Here is a 19315-nt window from a genome sequence, read left to right as displayed (position 1 = left end):
GCAGGAAGCAGGAAGCAGAGACAACAATGGGAGCCAAGGCTCCCATTGTTGTCTCAGTGTTCATCAACCCGGTGCGTGCTAGCCCAGCAGTTGTTTCAGCTCGTCCATGGTATCGACCACGGCAAGAGGAGCATGCCGGAGCAAGCGTTCTCTGTCATGTACGCCCCAGGTCACGCCGATGCGGGGCATCTGCAGGGCCTCGGCCATCGCCATGTCATGGATAGAGTCCCCTATCATCACCGCCTGCGCCGGCTCACAGCCCAGTTCCGCCAGGATCTGAACCAGCATCAGGGGATCGGGTTTGGAGTTGGCTTCATCCGCACCGCGACTGGCGGCAAAGAGAGGACGCAAACCCGTTTCATCCAGCACCCTGTCGAGCCCCCTGCGGGACTTGCCCGTGGCGACCGCGAGGCCAATGCCCTGCGCCTGCCAGCCATGAAGCAGCTCGCGAGCACCGGCAAACAGCGGACTGGGTGTCTTGTCATGCAGATAGTGGTGACGATACCGGGCGATCAGGGCCTGGGCTCGCTCACTCCCCTCTGCCAGGTTGAACAGGCGGGGAATGCCGACCTCCAGGCTGAGCCCGATGATCTGATGGATTGACGGCGGCGCGGGCACTCCCTCGCCGCAGTCGCGGGCGGCCGCTTGCACGCAGGCGACGATCCGCCCCACCGAATCCATCAGGGTACCGTCCCAATCGAAAATGGCGAGTCGGATGTGCTGCATCAGCGTGCCAGCTTGTTCAGGAAGGCATCGAGCTCGGGGGCGAGCGGCGCTTCCACCTGCATCTCGCGATCATCCGCCGGATGGGTGAAGCTCAGCTTCCAGGCGTGCAAGAAGAGGCGCTTGAGCCCCAAGGTCCGCATCTTCTCATCGAAGGCCGCCTCACCGTATTTGTCATCACAGGCGATGGGATGACCGGCGTGCTGGGTATGAACCCGGATCTGGTGGGTGCGACCGGTGATCGGGCTGCATTCCACCAGGGTGGCCTCGGCAAACTGACGGGCAATCCGGAAACGGGTCTCGGAGGGCTTGCCGTCACTGCTGACCCGCACCACCCGCTCGCCGGATTGCAGATCGTTCTTGCGCAGCGGTGCATTGACCACCTTGACGTGGGACTGCCACTGACCGCGCACCAGCGCCAGGTATTGCTTGCGCATTGTCTTGACCCGCAACTGCTCGTGCAGGCTGCGCAGGGCACTGCGCTTCTTGGCGACCAGCAGCACGCCGGAGGTGTCGCGGTCGAGCCGGTGCACCAACTCCAGGAAGCGAGCTTCCGGGCGCAGGGCACGCAGCCCCTCGATGACGCCAAAGCTCAAGCCACTGCCGCCGTGCACCGCCATGCCGGACGGCTTGTTCAGCACTATCATGGCCTCGTCTTCAAACAGGATCTGGCTCTCCAGACGCTGGATGCTGCCGAGGTTGGCAGAGGGCAATTCGTTCTTCTCGGCCACGCGCACGGGGGGGACCCGCACCTCGTCGCCCGAGCAGAGCTTGTATTCCGGTTTGATGCGTTTCTTGTTGACGCGCACCTCTCCTTTGCGAAGGATGCGATAGATCAGGCTCTTGGGGACGCCCTTTAACTGAGTCTTGAGAAAATTGTCGATGCGCTGCCCTTCATGCTCAGCTTCGATGGTGAGCAGCTGCACTTGTTGATGTATCTGTGTCATGGCGCGGATTTTAACACCGCTGGCAGCCCTTGGCTGCATGCTTTGTTAAAAAATGGCGTCTTGCTATAAAAGTGGTTTAAATGGGATAATAAACAAGGTTTTGTCATTGTGTTCAAGCCTTGTACTAAGTGGCCAAAAAGTATGCCACCCAATCCCGAAACACCGTGTATACAAGAACATGACGGTTCCCGGGTGCGAGGTACAACGCATGGAGAACGCAAACAGAACCGATTTAATTGTCTCCACACCGGTATCCTTAATTCATGCCTTCTCGAGAAGGCTGAACCAGAGTGCCCTTAGTTTGCGCCTCATGCATGTCCCAACCGGGAGGTTGCCCAAGCATGCTGAAGACCCGAGGCCGGCACCGGCAGGATCCTGTGGAGGAATCAAAATGACAAAATAATGAGAACTCAATGAAAAGAATGCTAATCAACGCGACTCAGGAAGAGGAGTTGCGCGTAGCGCTGGTTGACGGACAACAGCTCTACGATTTGGATATTGAAAGTCCGGGACACGAGCAGAAAAAAGCGAACATTTACAAGGGTAAGATCACCCGCGTAGAACCCAGTCTTGAAGCTGCTTTTGTTGACTATGGCGCCGAGCGCCACGGTTTCCTGCCGTTAAAGGAAATCGCCCGCAATTACTTCCCCTCCGGTTACTCCTATCAGGGTCGTCCCAACATCAAAGAAGTGGTCCGCGAAGGCCAGGAAGTGATCGTCCAGATTGACAAGGAAGAGCGTGGCACCAAGGGTGCAGCCCTCACCACCTTCATCAGTCTGGCCGGCAGCTACCTGGTGCTGATGCCGAACAACCCCCGTGCTGGCGGCATTTCCCGTCGTATCGAGGGTGACGAGCGGACCGAGTTGAAAGAAGCCCTGAGCGGACTGACCGTGCCGGACGGCATGGGCCTCATCGTGCGTACCGCCGGTGTGGGCAAATCCCCGGAAGAGCTGGAATGGGATCTGAACGTCCTGCTCAACCACTGGGACTCCATCCACAAGGCCTCACAGAATCGCTCCGCGCCCGTGCTCATCCACCAGGAGAGCAACGTCATCGTGCGCGCCATTCGTGACTATCTGCGTCGCGATGTGGGCGAGATCCTGATCGACAATCCGGTCATCTTCGAGCGTGCCAAGTCGCACATCGAGCTGGTTCGCCCCGATTTCCTCAATCGCGTGAAGCTGTACAAGGGTGATGTCGCCCTGTTCAACCACTTCCAGATCGAGAGCCAAATCGAGTCTGCCTTCCAGCGTGAAGTGCGTCTGCCCTCCGGCGGCAGCATCGTCATCGATCCGACCGAAGCGCTGACCTCCATCGATATCAACTCCTCCCGCGCCACCAAGGGCGGCGATATCGAAGAGACGGCGCTGCAGACCAACCTGGAAGCGGCCGACGAAATTGCCCGTCAATTGCGTCTGCGCGACCTGGGGGGCCTGATTGTCATCGACTTCATCGACATGACGCCGGTTCGCCATCAGCGCGAAGTGGAAAACCGTCTGCGTGAAGCTGTCCACCAGGACAGGGCACGCATCCAGTTGGGCCGGATCTCCCGTTTCGGTCTGCTGGAGATGTCTCGCCAGCGTCTGCGCCCCTCCCTCAACGAGTCCAGCAGCCACATCTGCCCCCGTTGCCAGGGTCAAGGGGTCATCCGTGACAACGAATCCCTCGCCCTGTCCATCCTGCGTCTCATCGAAGAAGAGGCCATGAAGGACAACACAGAGCAGGTTCATGCTCAAGTGCCGGTCGATGTTGCCGCCTATCTGCTCAACGAGAAGCGTGCCTCCATCGCCAGTCTGGAGCAGCGCAATGATGTCCGTGTCTACATCATTCCGAACCAGCATCTGGAAACCCCGCACTACGAAGTGACCCGCATCCGTCAGAACGAGATCCCGGAAGCGGCCAGCTACGAGCTGAAGACCGAGATTGCCAAGCCGGTCTACCAGCCCAAGCAGGCTCAGGTCATCGAGCGCGAGCAACCGCTGCTGCAAGGCTTCGTCCAGGCGCCTCAACCGGCCGCCCCTGTTGCCGCCCCGGCCCCCGTCGCAGCACCGGCACCGGTCGCCGCCGAAGCGGGTCTGTTTGGCAAGCTGTTCAAGGCCATCTCCGGTCTGTTCGGCTCAGACGCAGCCCCGGCGGACGTGAAGGCTGCTGCCGAGAAACCGGCCGCACAACGAGAAGCGCGCAAGGATGAGGGTCACCGTCATCAACGTGACGAAACCCGCAGCCGTGGCCAGCGTGGTCGTCGCGATGACAACCGCGGCAACCGCACCCCGGCCGACGCTGGCGAGAAGCGTGAAGGCGCCGCCAACCGCGAGGGTGGCGAGAGCCGCAACCGTCGTCCGCGTAAAGAGCGCGAGCCTCGTCAGGAACGTGAAGCCCGTGGTGAAGTGCGCAGCGAACAGCGCATGGAACGTGAGCCCCGCGAAGCACGCAACGAGCCGCGTACGGATCGCGAACCCCGTGAACCCCGTGAGCCCCGTCAGGAACGTGAACCCCGCGCCCCGCGCCCGGCTCGCGAACCTCGTGCTCCGCGCGAGCCCCGTGCCGAGGTCGTGGTTGAAGCGGTAGAAACCGTCGAGACCGCCGCCGTCAGCGCCGAGCCGCGTCAGGAAAAAGAGCAGAAAGTGGCCGAGCGCCGCGAACGTCGCCAACTGCGCAAGCAGGTTCGGGTCGATGTCGCCGCCACCGACACTCCTGCCCTGCCGGTAGACGAGCAGGCACCTGATCTGGTCGAAACTGCGGTCGTGGTCGGTGAGCAAGAGGAGCAGACCGAAGGTCAGCGCCGCTCTCGCCGCACTCCGCGCAGCCAGCGGATCGAAGGCCAGCGTCGCAAGCGCATCAACGAAGATGCCCGTGGCCAGCGTGATGATGAACCTCAGGCCGAAGTGCAACTGACGACAGCCGCCCAGGCGGATGCTGCTCAGGTGAAGGTGGAAGAGCCCGCCGTGCCTGTCATCACCATCCCGAGTGCCGAGGCCGTTGCAGCCGCGCTGCAAGCCTCTGCCGCCCTGACCGAGCACGTGGTCGCCGAAGCCGTGGCCGAAGAGGCCCATGAGCAGGCTCAAGCGGCTGTGGCCGAGGTCGCCGCCCCTGTGGTCGCCGACGTGGTTGAGGCTCCTGTTGCAGTCGAAGCGGCTCCTGCCGCCATCGAGCCTGCCCCTGTTGCAATCGAAGCAGCGCCTGTCGCTGACGAGCCGGTGGCCGAAGTGGTTGCCGAGGAAACTCCGGTTGTGGTCGAGGCCAGCATCGCTGACCAGGCTGTGGTAGAAGCCGTCCCCGTTATGGTGGAGCCTGCTCCTGCCCCGCAGGAAGTCGTTCCTGCCGCCGAGCCTGTTGCCCCTGTGGTTGCACAGCCCGAGCCTGTCGTCGCCCCGGCCACCAAACCGGTTGCCAAAGGCGCTGGCGTACTGGCTCGTGCCCGCAAAGCTTCTGCCCCCATGGCAACGCCGGCAGCCGTGCCCGCACCGGCCCCCCGTGAGCCGGTTGAGCAGGCCCCGCTGGAGCGTAGCGAAGTCGCGAGCTCAGGCCGCCACGGTGGCAGCACAGCCGCCGTCAATGTAGCAACCAGCCCGGCGGGTCGTCCCTGATCCCCTAGCCTGTCTGGTCTGATAAAAGAGCCACACCTTGTGTGGCTCTTTTTTTTTGCCACTAGGGTCGGCCCCTCAATCCTCCCCCCCCCTCCTCTACTTCCTCCTTGCAGGCACCGCAAGCGGCAGACCGAGGCAGACGCGGGAGCCGATACTCTCTGCCAGCTCCGCCCTCGCCTCTTGGTCTTGGGGCAACCAAGCCCCCAGGGGCCATGCCAGGAAGCGTCGCCCTTGCCCCCCTATGCGGACCTTTTGCTTAGTGACAAGGGTCGTCAAAGCCCAGCCTGTCACTGGACAAGCAAGGCATCCGCAACACAGCCAGGAATCATGGTCGCTCATACCGACGGCGAGCGTCATGAACTGCTGGATTCAAGGAATGAAGGACGAGAGCCGAAGCCCTGATGAGAGGGTGAGACGATGGCTTAGCCCCTGACAGGCGAGATGGGCTGCGGCTTACCCTCCCTGCTGACAAGGAGGGTAAATGAGGAAGATGAAAGTTGGCAGGGAACTAGCAGTAGATCAGCACTCTTGTTTGATGGCATATGAGGCTTGTTTTTGCCGGTTGCCGAGCATGACGGCTAGCAGCGGCCGGATCCCAGCCATGAAAAAAGGGCCCGCAGGCCCTTTGTCATTGATGCAATGTGTTGGCTATCAGCCACCAAACAGGTTGTTGCTGATCAGGAACAACCCGCCGGAGAGCAGCATGGTAAGCGGCAGGGTCAGCACCCAGGCCAGCAAGATGGTCTTGATGGTCTGGCTCTGCAGGCCCGACTTGTTAGCCACCATGGTCCCCGCCACCGCAGAAGAGAGGATATGGGTGGTGGATACCGGCATGCCGGTCAAGCTGGCCACCCCGATGGAGGCAGCAGCCGTGATCTGGGCGGCAATCCCCTGGCTGTAGGTCATGCCGGAAGAGCCTATCTTCTCGCCCACTGTGTAGACGATACGACGCCAGCCCACCATGGTGCCGCAACCCAGCGCCAGGGCGATGGAGACGATGACCCAGGTCGGCGCATATTCGGCCGTGGCGGTCAGGTCCTTGCGCCATTTGGCGAGATCGGTCAGCTCCTTGGCCGGCAGCGGCAGCTTGGAGACCTTGCGGGCAGTGTCGTCGATACAGAGCAGCAGACGGCGCACCTCGCGGCGATCGGTCAGACTCATCTCCTCGTAGGTACGCACCTGGCCCAGACGGTTGTCCAGGGTGGCCATGGCCTCGAGGGCCTCACCGGCCTCGCAGTGAGTCATCAACTCTTCCTGGGCATGGGCAGGCACGCTGAAGTTCACGACAGTGGAGACCTGCTCCTGGTTGCGCTGGTAGATCTCCATGATGCGCTGGTTGGCATCCTGGGTGCGGTCCAGATCGTAGGAGCGGCTGCTCATGTCCAGTGCGAAGTAGGCGGGCGCCATGCAGATCAGCACCAGCATCACCAGACCTATGCCCTTCTGGCCATCGTTGGAGCCGTGCACGAAGCTCACCCCCATGGCGGACGCCACCAGGGTCAGGCGGGCCCAGAACGGCGGATGCTTCTTGCCATCCACCAGCAGTCGCTCTTCCGGGGTTTTGTGGATCTTGCTGCCAAGCCAGACTCGCTTCATGGCGAACAGCAGCAAGGCGGCAATGATGAAGCCCACGGTGGGAGAGATGATGAGGGAGAGCATGATGTCGATCGCTTTGCCGACGTTGATGCCCTCTTTCAGAGGCTGATCACTGATCAGGGCATAGGCACCGCCTACCCCCAGAATGGAGCCGATCAAAGTGTGAGAGCTGGACGCCGGGATGCCGAAGTACCAGGTTCCCAGGTTCCAGACGATGGCCGAGAACAGCAGGGAGAACACCATGATCAGACCCTGGGTCGAATCCATCCCGAGCAGCAGATCGATGGGCAGCAGATGGACAATGGCATAGGCCACCCCCAATCCCCCCATCATGACCCCGGCAAAGTTGAACAGGCCGGAAGCCACTACCGCGGTGTGCGCGGGCATGGCCTTGGTATAGATAACCGTTGCTACCGCGTTGGCGGTATCGTGAAAGCCATTGATGAACTCATAGGCCAGCACAAAAAAAACGGCCAATACCAAACCGATTGACCACCACAAACCCAAACCACTAAACATTTCAAACATAAAAACGAACCTGTTTATGAGTTGCGGCGGATTATGCCAGAAGGCTCGGTGCGCCATACCCGTTGTTGAAATATTTCAGTAAGAAAAAAAAAGGGCATTCCGACAGAAAATGACTTAGGCCCAGCAGGGATCGGGCTTGTCGCGGATTAATTAAAGCCCGTTCAGACCTCATGGGTAGGTGTCAATCAACACCAACCATCCCTCATCGTACCGCCAAGCTGGCGATTTTACACACGTTTTACCATCAGGTTTCCAGGTCGTTGGCCGCCGTATCGCACGCCCCTCCCCTTTGCAGAAAAGGCAAAAGGGTGCCGAAGCACCCTCTATATAAGCAGCATGAAGGCGGACATCAGTCCTGGTTGATGCGGCTGGCCACCGCGCCTTGCTGGCTCTTGTACTTGGCGTTTTCCCGCTTGTTGTAAGGACGGGCCGCGGCGCCGGAGAGCATCTCGAAGTTCAGCGCCCCTATCTTCATCTTGGGACGCAGTGCCAGCGGCAGCTTGCCGCCGTTGTAGAACTCCAGCACGATGCGACCGGACCAGCCCGGATCGATGCGATGCGCGGTCACGTGGACCATGAGGCCGAGCCGTGCCAGAGAGGAGCGTCCGTCCAGCCAGCCGACGATGTCCGCAGGCAGGGTCACGGACTCGTAGGTCACCGCCAGCGCCAGCTGACCCGGGTGCAGATAGAAGGCTTCCCCGTCCGGAATGTGGATCTCCTCGCTCATCACCCGCTCGATGGCATCGGCCATCTCGGCACTGGTGCCGCCGAGGTCGATATAAGGCGCGGTATGATCGCGAAACACCCGAAACTCGTTGCCGAGCAGCACATCGACGCTGACGCCACTGATCCGCTCAACACCGGGCCTCGGCTCAATGACGATCTTGCCTTCATCCAGATGGCGTTCGATATCGATATCACAAAGACGCATTCGGCGACTCTCCTGACAAAAGTTTCATTTAAAAAAGCCGGGCATCACCCGGCTTGTTTCATATCAACCAATCAACATGTGGCGGATACGCGCCTTGAGCATGTCGATGGCAATGCGGTTCTTGCCGCCACGGGGCACGATCACGTCCGCATACTGCTTGGACGGGTCGATGAACTGCATGAACATGGGGCGGACCGTCTTCTGATACTGCTTGAGGACGGAGTCCATGGTACGGCCGCGCTCTTGCACGTCACGCACCAGACGGCGCAGCAGGCAGATGTCGAGCGGGGTATCCATGAAGATGGAGGCATCCATCAGCTCACGCAGACGACTGTCGGTCAGCAGCAGTATGCCTTCCAGGATGATGACCCGGCGCGGTGCGAAGGTGGTGACTTCGCTCATGCGCGTGTGTTCGGTATAGGAGTACTGGGGAATATTGACGGCATCCCCTTGCACCAGCTGGGTCAGATGCTGCACCAGCAGATCGTGATCCAGGGCATTGGGGTGGTCATAGTTGGTCTTGACCCGCTCTTCCATGGTCAGGTGGGTCTGATCACGGTAGTAGCAATCCTCGGTGATCACACCAATCTGACCTGCGCCCAGCTCGGCCACCAGCTCTTCGTAGATGGTTTGAGCGATAAGACTCTTGCCGGATGCGGATGCACCAGCAATACCGATGATCACACACGAATGTTGAGTATCAGACATTGAAAATACCTAAAGAGAAGAGCACTGGGGATTGTTTAAACCGATCCATTATATAAAAAAGGGTGGGCCATGCCCACCCTAAATCTGTTGCAACCGGCCGACAGCCGATTATTCGTCCAGCGCCACCGTGTAGAGCGGGGTCGCAATCGGTTTACCGCTGAAATAGAGCTCGGCCCCCACCCGACGAGCCAGTTTCAGATAGGCCTCAGCCAGAGCGCCTTCCGGTGTTCCGAACACGGTGGGACAGCCATCGTCCATGTCCTGGCGGATGTCGATGTGCAGCGGCAACTGGCCAAGCAGCGCCACTTGATACTGTTCTGCCATCTTCTGGCCGCCGCCGGTACCGAACAGCGCCTCGTGATGACCGCAGGCACTGCAGACGTGATAGCTCATGTTCTCGACGATGCCGAGCACGGGCACATTGACCTTGTTGAACATGGCGATCCCCTTGCGGGCATCCGCCAGCGCCACATCCTGCGGTGTGGTGACGATCACCGCCGCCGTGGTGGGTACCTGCTGGGCCAGGGTGAGCTGGATGTCCCCCGTGCCCGGGGGCATGTCCACCACCATATAATCCACCTCGCCCCAGCGGGTCTCGTGGAGGATCTGTGCCAGCGCCTTGCTCGCCATGGGGCCACGCCAGATAGTGGCATCCTGCTCCGCCACCAGATAACCGATGCTGTTGGTCTTGAGACCGCAGGCCATGACGGGCTCCATCAGCTTGCCATCCAGGCTGTGGGGGCGCTCCTTGAGGGTCCCCATCATGGTCGGAATGGAGGGGCCATAGATGTCCGCGTCCAGAATGGCGACCCGCGCCCCCTCCTTTTGCAGCGCCAGCGCCAGGTTGACGGCGGTGGTGGACTTGCCCACCCCCCCCTTGCCGGAGGCCACCACCAGGATGTTGCGAATGCCCTGTACCGCCGCCAGTTGCTGGGCGCGGGGCATGCTCGCCACTTCGATGTCGCACTGCCAGTCGACGATGGCGGCCCCCGTGGCGGCCCTGATCTGCGCATCGAATGCTTCTTTCATCTGTTCAAACAGGGTCTGGCCGGCAAAGGGCAGCACCAGCTTGATGGTCAGGGTCTGCCCATGCTGCTCGACGGCACGTACAAAACCGGCCGCCACCAGATCCTGGCCCCATCCAGCCGGCTTAAATTCGGCAAGGATCTGTTTTACTGAATCAATCACCATTAACTCCCCATTATGTTGTCGTTATCCTGAGGTGAACGGTTACCGCACACAAATCAGTGGCTTGCCGACGCCTTGCTGATGCCGTCAGCCAAGGCCCCAGGGGCCACAACCCTAGGCAGGCCGCCCCCAATTCGGGTAACATGCTCGGCACTGTATCATCCCAACAGGCACATCAAGAACGTATTATGGCAACTGATCCTCGTAGAATGCTGGTAACCTGCGCCCTCCCCTATGCCAACGGCTCCATCCATCTTGGCCACATGCTGGAACACATCCAGGCCGATATCTGGGTTCGTTATCAGCGAATGCGTGGCCATCAGGTGCATTTCGTCTGTGCCGATGACGCGCACGGCACCCCCATCATGCTCAAGGCGCAGCAGATGGGGATCACTCCCGAGGAGATGATCGCCGCCGTATCCCAGGAGCATCAGGGGGATTTTGCCGGCTTCAACATCAGCTTCGACAACTATCACTCGACCCACAGCGACGAGAACCGCGAGCTGGCCGGGCTTATCTATGGCCGCCTCAAGGAGTCCGGCAAGATCAAGATCCGCACCATCTCCCAGCTGTTCGATCCGGAAAAGTCCATGTTCCTGCCGGACCGCTTCGTCAAGGGTACCTGCCCCAAGTGCAAGTCCCCGGAGCAATACGGTGACAACTGCGACGCGTGCGGCGCCACCTACAGCCCGACCGAGCTTATCGATCCGAAATCCGCCGTCTCCGGTGCGACCCCGGTGATGAAGGACTCCGAGCACTACTTCTTCGATCTGCCCCAGTTCGAAGCCTGGCTCGCCGACTGGGTGCGCGGCTCAGGCGCCATCCAGGAAGAGATGGCCAACAAGATGCAAGAGTGGTTCGAATCCGGCCTGCAGCAGTGGGACATCACCCGCGACGCCCCCTACTTCGGCTTCGAGATCCCGGGCGCCCCGGGCAAGTACTTCTACGTCTGGCTGGATGCCCCCATCGGCTATATGGCGTCGTTCAAGAACCTGTGCGACAAGCGCGGCGACATCGACTTCGACAGCTACTGGAAGGCGGACTCCGACGCCGAGCTCTATCACTTCATCGGCAAGGACATCGCCTACTTCCACTGCCTGTTCTGGCCGGCCATGCTGGAGGGGGCTGGTTTCCGCAAGCCGACCAAGGTCAACGTGCACGGCTATGTGACCGTCAACGGCGCCAAGATGTCCAAGTCCAAGGGCACCTTCATCAAGGCTTCCACCTACCTCAAGCACCTGGATCCCGAGTGCCTGCGTTACTACTACGCCGCCAAGCTCAACAGCCGCATCGACGATCTGGACTTGAACCTCGAAGACTTCGTCTCCCGGGTCAATGCCGACGTGGTCAACAAGCTGGTCAATCTGGCTTCACGCAACGCCGGCTTTATCGCCAAGCGTTTTGACGGCAAGCTGGCCGATGTGTGCAGCGAGCCCGAGCTCTATAGCGAGTTCGCGAGCGCCAGCGCCGCCATCGCCGATGCCTACGAGGCCCGCGAGTTCAGCCGCGCCATCCGCGAGATCATGGCGCTGGCCGACAAGGCCAACCGCTACGTGGACGACAAGGCCCCCTGGGTCATCGCCAAGCAGGAAGGGGCTGACGCCCAGCTGCAGGACGTCTGCTCCGTCGGCATCAACCTGTTCCGGGTGCTGATGGCCTACCTCAAACCCGTCATGCCGCACCTGGCCGAGCGCGCCGAAGCCTTCCTGGGCGAGACCCTCAGCTGGGAAGGGGTGGCCAAGCCGCTGACCAACCACCAGCTGGCCCCGTTCAAGGCGCTGTTCTCTCGCATCGAGCCTGCCAAGGTGGAAGCCATGGTGGAAGCCTCCAAGGAAGATCTCGCCAAGGAGCAGGCACCAAAAGCAACCGGTCCGCTGGCAGATGACCCCATCAGCGAGACCATCAGCTACGAGGATTTTGCCAAGATTGACCTGCGCGTCGCGCTGATCAAGAAGGCCGAAGCGGTACCGGAAGCCGAGAAGCTGCTGAAACTTCAGCTCGACATCGGCGGTGAGACCCGTCAGGTGTTTGCCGGCATCAAGTCCGCCTACAACCCGGAAGATCTGGAAGGCAAGCTGACCGTGATGGTGGCCAACCTGGCCCCGCGCAAGATGCGTTTTGGCATGTCCGAGGGCATGGTGCTGGCCGCAGGCCCGGGTGGCAAGGATCTCTGGATCCTGGAGCCCCAGGAAGGCGCCCAGCCAGGCATGCGCGTCAAGTAAGCGCAGCCGACATCCCATTGAAAAGAGAGGCCCGGCGCCTCTCTTTTTTATCCCTTTTTCTTCCCGCTAACCTTGGCGCAGCAACGCCATCCGCAGCCCAATCAGCTCTGCCTGCCGACAGTCCAGCTGGCGCAACTGGCAGCGTATCGCCTCCTGCAGGGCGCGCACTTGCTTGCTCCGCCCCTTCTGGCGACGCAGCCGCCTGCGCCATTGCCGGGCATCCTGCAACTGACCCAGCCTGTCCTGCCACTCGATCAGCATGGAGAGCCAGGTCGGATCGCCCTCCCCCTGTCCCACCAGCAGCTCCACCCCATAACGGGTCTGCTTCAGGACCAGCCGCAACCTGTGCCAGTGGCGCAGCCGCAGCCTGTTGCCGGCCGAGGGTATCTCCAGCCCGGGCTCGGCCAGGCAATCCGCCAGACCGAGCGCGAGATGCATCTGAAAAAGCGGCAGGGGATTGAAGTCGGCAGGGACTTGCAGCAGCCGATCCAGCCAGCGCGCCAGTCGCACCGTCAGCATGGGCACCCGGGGAATGGCCTCAGGGAGGGGCTTGCCACCAAAGTGCGCCGCATAGACTTGGGCATCCCGCAGGGCGGAGAGTCTGCCCGCCGCGCGCATCAGTCGCCGCTCCAGCCCGGGCTCATGGATCAGGGGGCGCCAGAGGGCGAGCAGGGCCAGCAGGCGACGGGTCGCAATCCGGTAGGCATGGACCTCCTCCTGCCCCGCCCGCTGGCGCAGGGCCAGGGTGGCGGCCCAGTATTGATCCATGAGACGGCGTACCTGCTCTAGCCCCTTGCCCTGATCCATCATCTGCCGGCCTCCTGCCTGCTCAGTTGGTATGAAAACCGGAGCCCGTGGGGGGCAATGCCCGGGTGCACTCCATCTTGGTCACAGTGGCCGTTCGGGGCCCGTGCTCCAGCCAGCCCAGCATCATCTGCACCTTCTGCTCAGGGCCGGCGATGAGGATCTCCACAGAGCCATCCTCCAGGTTGTAGGCATGCCCCCTGAGCCCCAGCTGCAGTGCCCGCTCCCGGGTGAAGTAACGAAACCCCACCCCCTGTACCTGGCCCCACACTCGCACGACAAACGATTGCTCTCCCATTTATCACACCTTCCCCTTAAGAAATTTTCCCCCAAGGCGATAATGAGCACGACACTCTCTCCCTTGCAGGACGCAATACCATTATGAAAGAAGTTAAATTCCGGTGGGTTGACCGTTATCTCATTCACCTCACGATCAGCGAAAAATTTCTCATCACCTTCTGGTGCCCCTTGTTGTTCATCGCCTTTCTCACCTGGTACCTGCTGGCCGACGGCCATGATCAGCAGATGCAGATCCGGCTGGATCAACTCAAGCAACGGGTAGAGACCACGGCCCAGTTGATCACCCAGCAGCCCACCCTCACCCTGCCGGCCGAGCTCACCCTGACACCCTCCGGCAGTGCCGGTCTGACCCAGCAGGGCGATCGCTTTCAATATAGTGCCCAGGCCGGTCAGGCCGGTTTTGTCAGCGGCACCCTGGATGCCGGCAACTTTTCCATGTGGGATGGACAGGGGACGACCCTCACCATCATAGCCGTGCTGGCCGCCCTGCTTGCCCTCATCACCCACTATCTGATGACCTTCGTTTCCGGAGCCCTCTACTCCACCAACAAGGCGCTGCAGACGGTGGCGAACGGGGATCTCACCTTCCGCCTCAACTTCTTCCCGGTGCGGGACGAGTTCTCCATCCTGGCGGGCAGCATAGACCGCTTCACCGATCGCCAGCACAAGATAGTGCAACTGGTGGAGGAGTCCGCCGAGGCGCTCACCATGGCCGCCGACGAGTTCCGCGAGCACGCCAGCGACGGAGAGACCCTGGCCCGCGCCCAACGCCAGCACATGGACTCCCTGGCCGCCGCCATGGAACAGATGTCGGCGGCAATCCGCGAAGTGGCCCGCAACGCCAACGACACCCTGCTGCAGACCCGCCAGTCCAGCGAAGAGGCAGCCAACGGCGCCCAGCGGGTGGCTCGCACCATAGCCGCCATCCGTACCCTGGCGGACGAGATAGGCAACGCCTCAGGCGCCGTCGAGCGGCTGACCCACAATGCCAACCGCATCAACGAGGTGGTCAACGTCATCAACGCCATCTCCCAGCAGACCAACCTGCTGGCGCTCAACGCCGCCATCGAGGCCGCCCGGGCCGGCGAACAGGGCCGCGGTTTTGCCGTGGTGGCAGACGAGGTACGCACCCTCGCCAGCCGTACCCAGCAGGCCACGGTGGAGATCCAGCAGATGATTGAAGAGCTGCAGGCCGGCACAGGGGCGCTCAACGACATCATGGAGAAGACGGTCGGACGCGCCGCCAGCAGCCAGCAGCTCATCACAGAAGTGGGGCAGGACATCGACAAGCTGAGCAGCCACAGCGACGCCGTGCTGGAGATGAGCACCCAGATCGCCACCTCCAGCGAAGAGCAGAGCTCGGTAGCAGAAGAGATCACCCGCAACCTGGATCAGGTGCGCCACGAGGCCAGCCGGGTGGAAGAGTCCGCCAGCGCCTCGGTCGCCGGCACCACTGGCCTCAAGGCCACCGCCACCGAGCTCGGCCAGGCCATGACGGGCCTGCGGATCTGACGCCAGCCCAGTGTCACAGAAAGGCCATCTCGCAGATGGCCTTTTTTCATCCCCTTTCCAGGCCCCTCGGGGCAATACAAGGCGCTTCGGTACATGGCGCCTGGCGCCACAGCAGCTGCGCCTATGCATTTATCGCTGCGACGCGGCTTGCGCACCAACCGCAACAGCCCCTACTATATGCCCCCTTCTCTTTTTAGCATCGGCAACTACCCATGAGCGCTTCCATCTATCTCGTCAAAGGCCGCGAAAAATCCCTGCTGCGCCGTCACCCCTGGATCTTCTCCAAGGGGATCGACAAGGTACAGGGCAACCCCATCGATGGCGATACCGTCGAGATCTACTCAAACGATGGCAAGTGGCTCGCCCGGGGCGCCTGGTCAGGCAGCTCTCAGATCCGTGCCCGGGTCTGGACCTTCGACAAGGACGAAACCGTCGATCTCGACTTCTTCATCCGCCGCCTCAAATATGCGCAAGAGTCCCGGGATCCGCTGATCAAGCGTCAGGGCCTCACCGGCTATCGCCTCTGCGCCGCCGAATCCGACGGCCTGCCTGGCCTGACCATAGACCGTTACGCCAACTTCCTGGTGTGCCAGATCCTCTCTGCCGGTGCCGAGTTCCAACGGGACCTTATCACCCAGGCCCTGCGTACCCTCTACCCGGAGTGCAGCATCTATGAGCGCTCCGACGTGGCGGTGCGCAAGAAGGAAGGGCTGAAAGAGCGCACCGGCGTCATCCATGGCGAGACCCCGACCGAGCCTGTGGTGATCGAGGAGAATGGCGGCGTCAAGATCCTGGTGGACATCCGCAACGGTCACAAGACCGGTTTCTATCTGGATCAGCGTGACAACCGCCAGGCGGCCGCCAAATACACCGAAGGCAAGCGGGTGCTCAACTGCTTCTGCTACACCGGTGGTTTTGGCGTCTATGCCCTCAAGGGCGGCGCCAGGGAAGTGGTCAACGTCGATCTCTCCCAGAACGCCCTGGACATCGCCCACCAGAACGCCGAGCTGAACGGCCTGGATACCAGCACCACCCAGTTCGTGCGCCACGACGTGTTCAAGCTGCTGCGGGAATACCGCGAGAAGGGCGAGAAGTTCGATGTGATCGTGCTGGATCCGCCCAAGTTTGCCGAGAGCAAGGCCCAGCTGCTGGGTGCCTGCCGCGGCTACAAGGACATCAACATGCTGGCGTTCCAGCTGCTGGCGCCGGGTGGCGTACTGCTGACCTACTCCTGCTCCGGCCTGATGGAGCAGAGCCTGTTCCAGAAGATAGTGGCCGATGCCGCGCTCGATGCCGGTCGCGATGCTCAGATCCTGGAGCTCTTGTCCCAGGCTTCCGATCACCCCATAGGGACCGCCTATCCGGAAGGCTTCTACCTCAAGGGGTTGGTGGTGCGTGCCCGCTAAGCCGCACCAACCCGCGCTGGCACAGTGCCAGACCAGGGCTTGATGACAAGCCCTATCACAGAGAAGGCCCGCTACGATAGCGGGCCTTCTCTGTTTTGTGCGCCCACGAGATAACGAGGCTCACTCCGTCTGTGCTCTCCTTAACTGGCCGCCACTCCTCCCGCCCCCTCGCCTTTCGCCAAGCTTCATGCTCACCGGCAGATGGCACTCACCAGCGGTGAAGATGACCACTAACTTTATGCAAAAATATGAAAATAAAATCACGACACTTGGAAAATCTTCGGGAAAATATCAGAAAAAAACGCATCAAAACTCATTTCTATGCATAAAACACGCTTCCCCCTCCCGACCATTCCCCGTCCGGTTTCAGTGCTGGGTTCGCTGCCTTCTGCCGGGATCACGCGCCCGCCTCAGTCACGGGCCGGCGCCCCCAGGGGGAAGTAGTGGCGGTAGGGCCTCGCCTCATCCACCACCCGGACTATGGAGGGGTGACCCAGCAGACGGGCACGGTAGGCACGCAGCCTGGTGAGTGAGTGCGGGATCTCATGGGCCCAGTCGGCATAGAAGAGCGAAGGGGCGGCGGCACAATCGGCCAGGGTGAACGCCTCCCCTGCCGCCCAGGTGCGTCCGGTGAGGCGCTGGTCCAGCCAGGGGTAGATCTTGTCCAGCAGCTCCCTGGCCTGGGCGACGCCGTAACCATCGTGATCCCCCGCCGGGCGCATCCTGTCCAGCACCACCTTCTGCATCGGCGTCATCACATAGTTGTCGAACAGGCGATCGAGCATGTGAACCTCGATCCCCTCCTCCCCTGCGGGCACCAGACAACGGGGACCGGGATGCGCGCATTGGAGATATTCGATGATGGTGCTGCTTTCTATCAGGGTGCGCCCCTGCTCCACCAGCAAGGGAAAGCGCTTGAGGGGCCAGAGGCTGGCGAGTTCCTCCTTCACCGTCGCCGCCTCCAGGTTGAGGTAATCGAAGGGGACATCATTCTCGTAGAGGGCGATCAGCACCTTCTGGCTGTAGGACGAAAAGGGATGGGCATAGAGTTTCATCGGGCGTGCTCCTTGCATTCATGTGGGCGACCTTCCTAGTCTAGATCCCCGTGTCTGCTCCTGATCTTCCCCCAGAGAGCAGGCGATTTTTGCGTGATAAACGCACATTCATGACGACAGTCACACCCGTATGGCTCTCTTTTGGGTAGGGTGATCCCGCCTGCGGCAGCCAAGCCGAGGCAGCCGACCCATCAGGGTTGAGGGGCGGCACCACAACAAAAAATCGATGTCAGGCCAAGCTGAACATCACAAGGATCCCGTCATGAATCAATCATTGCCGCTATTGACGCCGCTGCGGGGCATAGCTGCCCTGATGGTGGTGCTGTTCCATGCCCGCCTGTTGCTCTTTCCCCAGTGGATGGAGTCCATCGCAGGCCACACCCAACTCATCGAGAACGGCTACCTCTGGGTCGATCTCTTCTTTATTTTGAGCGGACTGGTGCTGGCCCACGTCTACGGGGAGGCCTTCGCCCGCACGCCCCGCGCTATCGGTTATGGCCGCTTCCTCTGGCTGCGGCTGACCCGGGTCTATCCCCTCTATCTGGTGACCCTGCTGCTGCTGGTGGGCTGGGAGCTTTACAAGGCCCGGCATGGGGTGGGCTTCTATGCCGGCCCCCTGTTCAAGATGTGGGAGTGGGAGGGCATGCCTCCCTTCGGCTCCCCCTTCACCCCGGCAAAGGCGCTGCCAAGCTCCTTCCTGCTGCTGCAGGTGGTGACGGATCAGGGGCTGACCTGGAACTTCGCCGCCTGGTCCCTGAGCGTGGAGTGGATAAGCTATCTGCTGTTCCCGCTGCTTATTCCCCTCGCCGTCACCCGCAGTCGCTGGAGCCATCTCGCCCCCCTGCTGGCGCTGACGGTGCTGGCCTTTATCGTGCACAGTCGTGGCTCCCTGGATGTCACCAGCGGCGTGTTGGCGGTGGGACGGGGAGTGAGTGAATTCGTGCTCGGGCTCTGGTTGCTGCCAAGGGTCAAAGCCGCGCAATCCTTGCCCATGATGCAGCGGGATCTGCCGCTGCTGCTCGCCTTTATCCTCCCCTTCGTCTTGATGCAGTTCACCATGACGCCGCTGCTGACCCTGTTGCTGATAGGCGCTTACGTGCTGCTGATCTGGATTGCCGCCGCCCAGAGGGAGCGCCAGAGCCCGTTGCTGCGCCTGCTTGATAACCGCATCACCAACTGGCTGGGGGATCTCTCCTACTCCATCTACTTGCTCCATGCGCTGGTGCTGCTCACCGGCTGCGAGCTTGTCCACTATCTGGCGCCGGAGCTCACCGAGTGGTGGTATGCCCAGACCAGCCCGCTGCTGGGGGTGCTGGCCACCCTGCTGATGCTCGCCGTGCTGATCGGCCTCTCGGCCTTGAGCTACACCCTGCTGGAGCGGCCACTGCAGCGGCGCCTGCGCCGGCTCGGCAAGGCTCGCCAGCCAGCGATGGAGCAAGCCGGGTAAGGCACTTGCGCACACGTTGCCCCGATGGGGGAGCATGGCTCGCCCTCGGGGCAACACAGGGGGAGATCCCTTGCCGCCAGCTCGTGGCATAAGGCCGATCCCTCTCTTTTTTGCCCACCAATCCCCTGCGTTATGTGTGAATTCCAGTTCGAACCAGAGAGGGCATTTGTGGCATAATGCCCCGTCCTGTGGCCCTTGGCGGGGCTGCGCTGGCGCACCATGTCGCCCCTCCTTCCCCGTCCTGTCCGGCAGCCTTGCGTGACATCGCAGCCTCCCAAGGCAACCAGGGCCACCCGAATTTCACGCGCTTGAGCGCGCATTTGACGGCTCAACAGAGCCTCTGCACTGTTTGCACAAACAA

General features: G+C 61.5%; 14 protein-coding genes. 5 read left to right on the top strand and 9 right to left on the bottom strand.

Going from position 1 to position 19315, the window contains the following annotated elements:
• Positions 1–78 precede the first annotated feature (78 nt).
• Both HB860_RS06690 and rluC read right to left on the bottom strand, forming a co-directional pair.
• Entirely contained in the window at positions 79–726 is a 648-nt protein-coding gene (locus tag HB860_RS06690; RefSeq protein WP_247626136.1) for an HAD-IA family hydrolase, read from the bottom strand.
• Positions 726–1670: a 23S rRNA pseudouridine(955/2504/2580) synthase RluC gene (rluC, locus tag HB860_RS06685; RefSeq protein WP_247626135.1), complete on the bottom strand. Its 945-nt coding sequence runs from the start codon at positions 1668–1670 to the stop codon at positions 726–728. Before rluC ends, HB860_RS06690 begins: the two co-directional genes overlap by 1 nt.
• Positions 1671–2083: 413 nt before the next feature.
• On the opposite strand from rluC, the gene rne reads away from it, so the two are divergent.
• A complete protein-coding gene (gene rne, locus HB860_RS06680; RefSeq protein ID WP_247626134.1) occupies positions 2084–5257 on the top strand; it encodes a ribonuclease E in 3174 nt (1057 codons plus the stop codon).
• Positions 5258–5908: 651 nt separating this feature from the next.
• On the opposite strand, the gene HB860_RS06675 is transcribed toward rne, so the two are convergent.
• The 4 genes from HB860_RS06675 to apbC all read right to left on the bottom strand — a co-directional run bounded on the left by HB860_RS06675 (position 5909) and on the right by apbC (position 10211).
• Positions 5909–7381: an inorganic phosphate transporter gene (locus HB860_RS06675; RefSeq protein ID WP_139434519.1), complete on the bottom strand. Its 1473-nt coding sequence runs from the start codon at positions 7379–7381 to the stop codon at positions 5909–5911.
• A gap of 349 nt (positions 7382–7730) precedes the next feature.
• Positions 7731–8312: a dCTP deaminase gene (gene dcd, locus HB860_RS06670; protein ID WP_247626133.1), complete on the bottom strand. Its 582-nt coding sequence runs from the start codon at positions 8310–8312 to the stop codon at positions 7731–7733.
• 63 nt (positions 8313–8375) lie between these two features.
• Positions 8376–9020 carry a uridine kinase gene (gene udk / locus HB860_RS06665; protein WP_139434523.1) on the bottom strand — a complete coding sequence of 215 codons (645 nt, stop codon included), beginning with the start codon at positions 9018–9020 and terminating at the stop codon, positions 8376–8378.
• Between the two features lie 108 nt (positions 9021–9128).
• Entirely contained in the window at positions 9129–10211 is a 1083-nt protein-coding gene (apbC, locus tag HB860_RS06660; protein WP_247626132.1) for an iron-sulfur cluster carrier protein ApbC, read from the bottom strand.
• 185 nt (positions 10212–10396) lie between these two features.
• On the opposite strand from apbC, the gene metG reads away from it, so the two are divergent.
• The gene (gene metG, locus HB860_RS06655; RefSeq protein WP_247626131.1) at positions 10397–12430 is read left to right on the top strand and encodes a methionine--tRNA ligase; all 2034 of its coding nucleotides are present in this window, start codon (positions 10397–10399) and stop codon (positions 12428–12430) included.
• A 66-nt stretch (positions 12431–12496) separates the two neighbouring features.
• Here the strand turns inward: metG and HB860_RS06650 are convergent, their stop codons facing one another.
• Together HB860_RS06650 and HB860_RS06645 are read right to left on the bottom strand one after the other, a co-directional pair.
• Positions 12497–13240, bottom strand: a complete 744-nt coding sequence (locus HB860_RS06650) for a CHAD domain-containing protein (RefSeq protein WP_247626130.1) — start codon at positions 13238–13240, stop codon at positions 12497–12499.
• Positions 13241–13259: 19 nt separating this feature from the next.
• Complete coding sequence (locus HB860_RS06645; protein WP_025326966.1) at positions 13260–13532, bottom strand: acylphosphatase; 273 nt, start codon at positions 13530–13532, stop codon at positions 13260–13262.
• A gap of 83 nt (positions 13533–13615) precedes the next feature.
• Here HB860_RS06645 and HB860_RS06640 point away from each other — a divergent pair, with 83 nt between their 5' ends.
• Together HB860_RS06640 and HB860_RS06635 are read left to right on the top strand one after the other, a co-directional pair.
• A complete protein-coding gene (locus tag HB860_RS06640) occupies positions 13616–15046 on the top strand; it encodes a methyl-accepting chemotaxis protein (protein ID WP_247626129.1) in 1431 nt (476 codons plus the stop codon).
• A 212-nt stretch (positions 15047–15258) separates the two neighbouring features.
• A complete protein-coding gene (locus HB860_RS06635; protein ID WP_247626128.1) occupies positions 15259–16452 on the top strand; it encodes a class I SAM-dependent methyltransferase in 1194 nt (397 codons plus the stop codon).
• Between the two features lie 410 nt (positions 16453–16862).
• Here HB860_RS06635 and HB860_RS06630 read toward each other — a convergent pair whose 3' ends face one another.
• On the bottom strand, positions 16863–17507 hold the full coding sequence (locus HB860_RS06630) for a glutathione S-transferase family protein (protein ID WP_247626127.1): 645 nt from the start codon (positions 17505–17507) through the stop codon (positions 16863–16865).
• 262 nt (positions 17508–17769) lie between these two features.
• Here HB860_RS06630 and HB860_RS06625 point away from each other — a divergent pair, with 262 nt between their 5' ends.
• Complete coding sequence (locus HB860_RS06625) at positions 17770–18954, top strand: acyltransferase family protein (RefSeq protein ID WP_247626126.1); 1185 nt, start codon at positions 17770–17772, stop codon at positions 18952–18954.
• The last annotated feature ends 361 nt before the right edge of the window (positions 18955–19315 follow it).

The sequence above is a fragment of the Aeromonas genomosp. paramedia genome (assembly GCF_023093515.1).
GTDB lineage: Bacteria > Pseudomonadota > Gammaproteobacteria > Enterobacterales > Aeromonadaceae > Aeromonas.
The sequence above is the reverse complement of the archived record's forward strand: the minus strand, read 5'-3'. Positions and strand labels throughout refer to the sequence as shown.

What these genes read in the sequence shown, in the direction of transcription:
- dcd (WP_247626133.1), bottom strand. Translation starts at nt 8,312, where the DNA reads ATGCGTCTTTGTGATATCGATATCGAACGCCATCTGGATGAAGGCAAG.
- udk (WP_139434523.1), bottom strand. Translation starts at nt 9,020, where the DNA reads ATGTCTGATACTCAACATTCGTGTGTGATCATCGGTATTGCTGGTGCA.
- metG (WP_247626131.1), top strand. Translation starts at nt 10,397, where the DNA reads ATGGCAACTGATCCTCGTAGAATGCTGGTAACCTGCGCCCTCCCCTAT.
- apbC (WP_247626132.1), bottom strand. Translation starts at nt 10,211, where the DNA reads ATGGTGATTGATTCAGTAAAACAGATCCTTGCCGAATTTAAGCCGGCT.
- HB860_RS06690 (WP_247626136.1), bottom strand. Translation starts at nt 726, where the DNA reads ATGCAGCACATCCGACTCGCCATTTTCGATTGGGACGGTACCCTGATG.
- HB860_RS06650 (WP_247626130.1), bottom strand. Translation starts at nt 13,240, where the DNA reads ATGATGGATCAGGGCAAGGGGCTAGAGCAGGTACGCCGTCTCATGGAT.
- HB860_RS06630 (WP_247626127.1), bottom strand. Translation starts at nt 17,507, where the DNA reads ATGAAACTCTATGCCCATCCCTTTTCGTCCTACAGCCAGAAGGTGCTG.
- rne (WP_247626134.1), top strand. Translation starts at nt 2,084, where the DNA reads ATGAAAAGAATGCTAATCAACGCGACTCAGGAAGAGGAGTTGCGCGTA.
- HB860_RS06635 (WP_247626128.1), top strand. Translation starts at nt 15,259, where the DNA reads ATGAGCGCTTCCATCTATCTCGTCAAAGGCCGCGAAAAATCCCTGCTG.
- HB860_RS06625 (WP_247626126.1), top strand. Translation starts at nt 17,770, where the DNA reads ATGAATCAATCATTGCCGCTATTGACGCCGCTGCGGGGCATAGCTGCC.
- HB860_RS06640 (WP_247626129.1), top strand. Translation starts at nt 13,616, where the DNA reads ATGAAAGAAGTTAAATTCCGGTGGGTTGACCGTTATCTCATTCACCTC.
- HB860_RS06675 (WP_139434519.1), bottom strand. Translation starts at nt 7,381, where the DNA reads ATGTTTGAAATGTTTAGTGGTTTGGGTTTGTGGTGGTCAATCGGTTTG.
- HB860_RS06645 (WP_025326966.1), bottom strand. Translation starts at nt 13,532, where the DNA reads ATGGGAGAGCAATCGTTTGTCGTGCGAGTGTGGGGCCAGGTACAGGGG.
- rluC (WP_247626135.1), bottom strand. Translation starts at nt 1,670, where the DNA reads ATGACACAGATACATCAACAAGTGCAGCTGCTCACCATCGAAGCTGAG.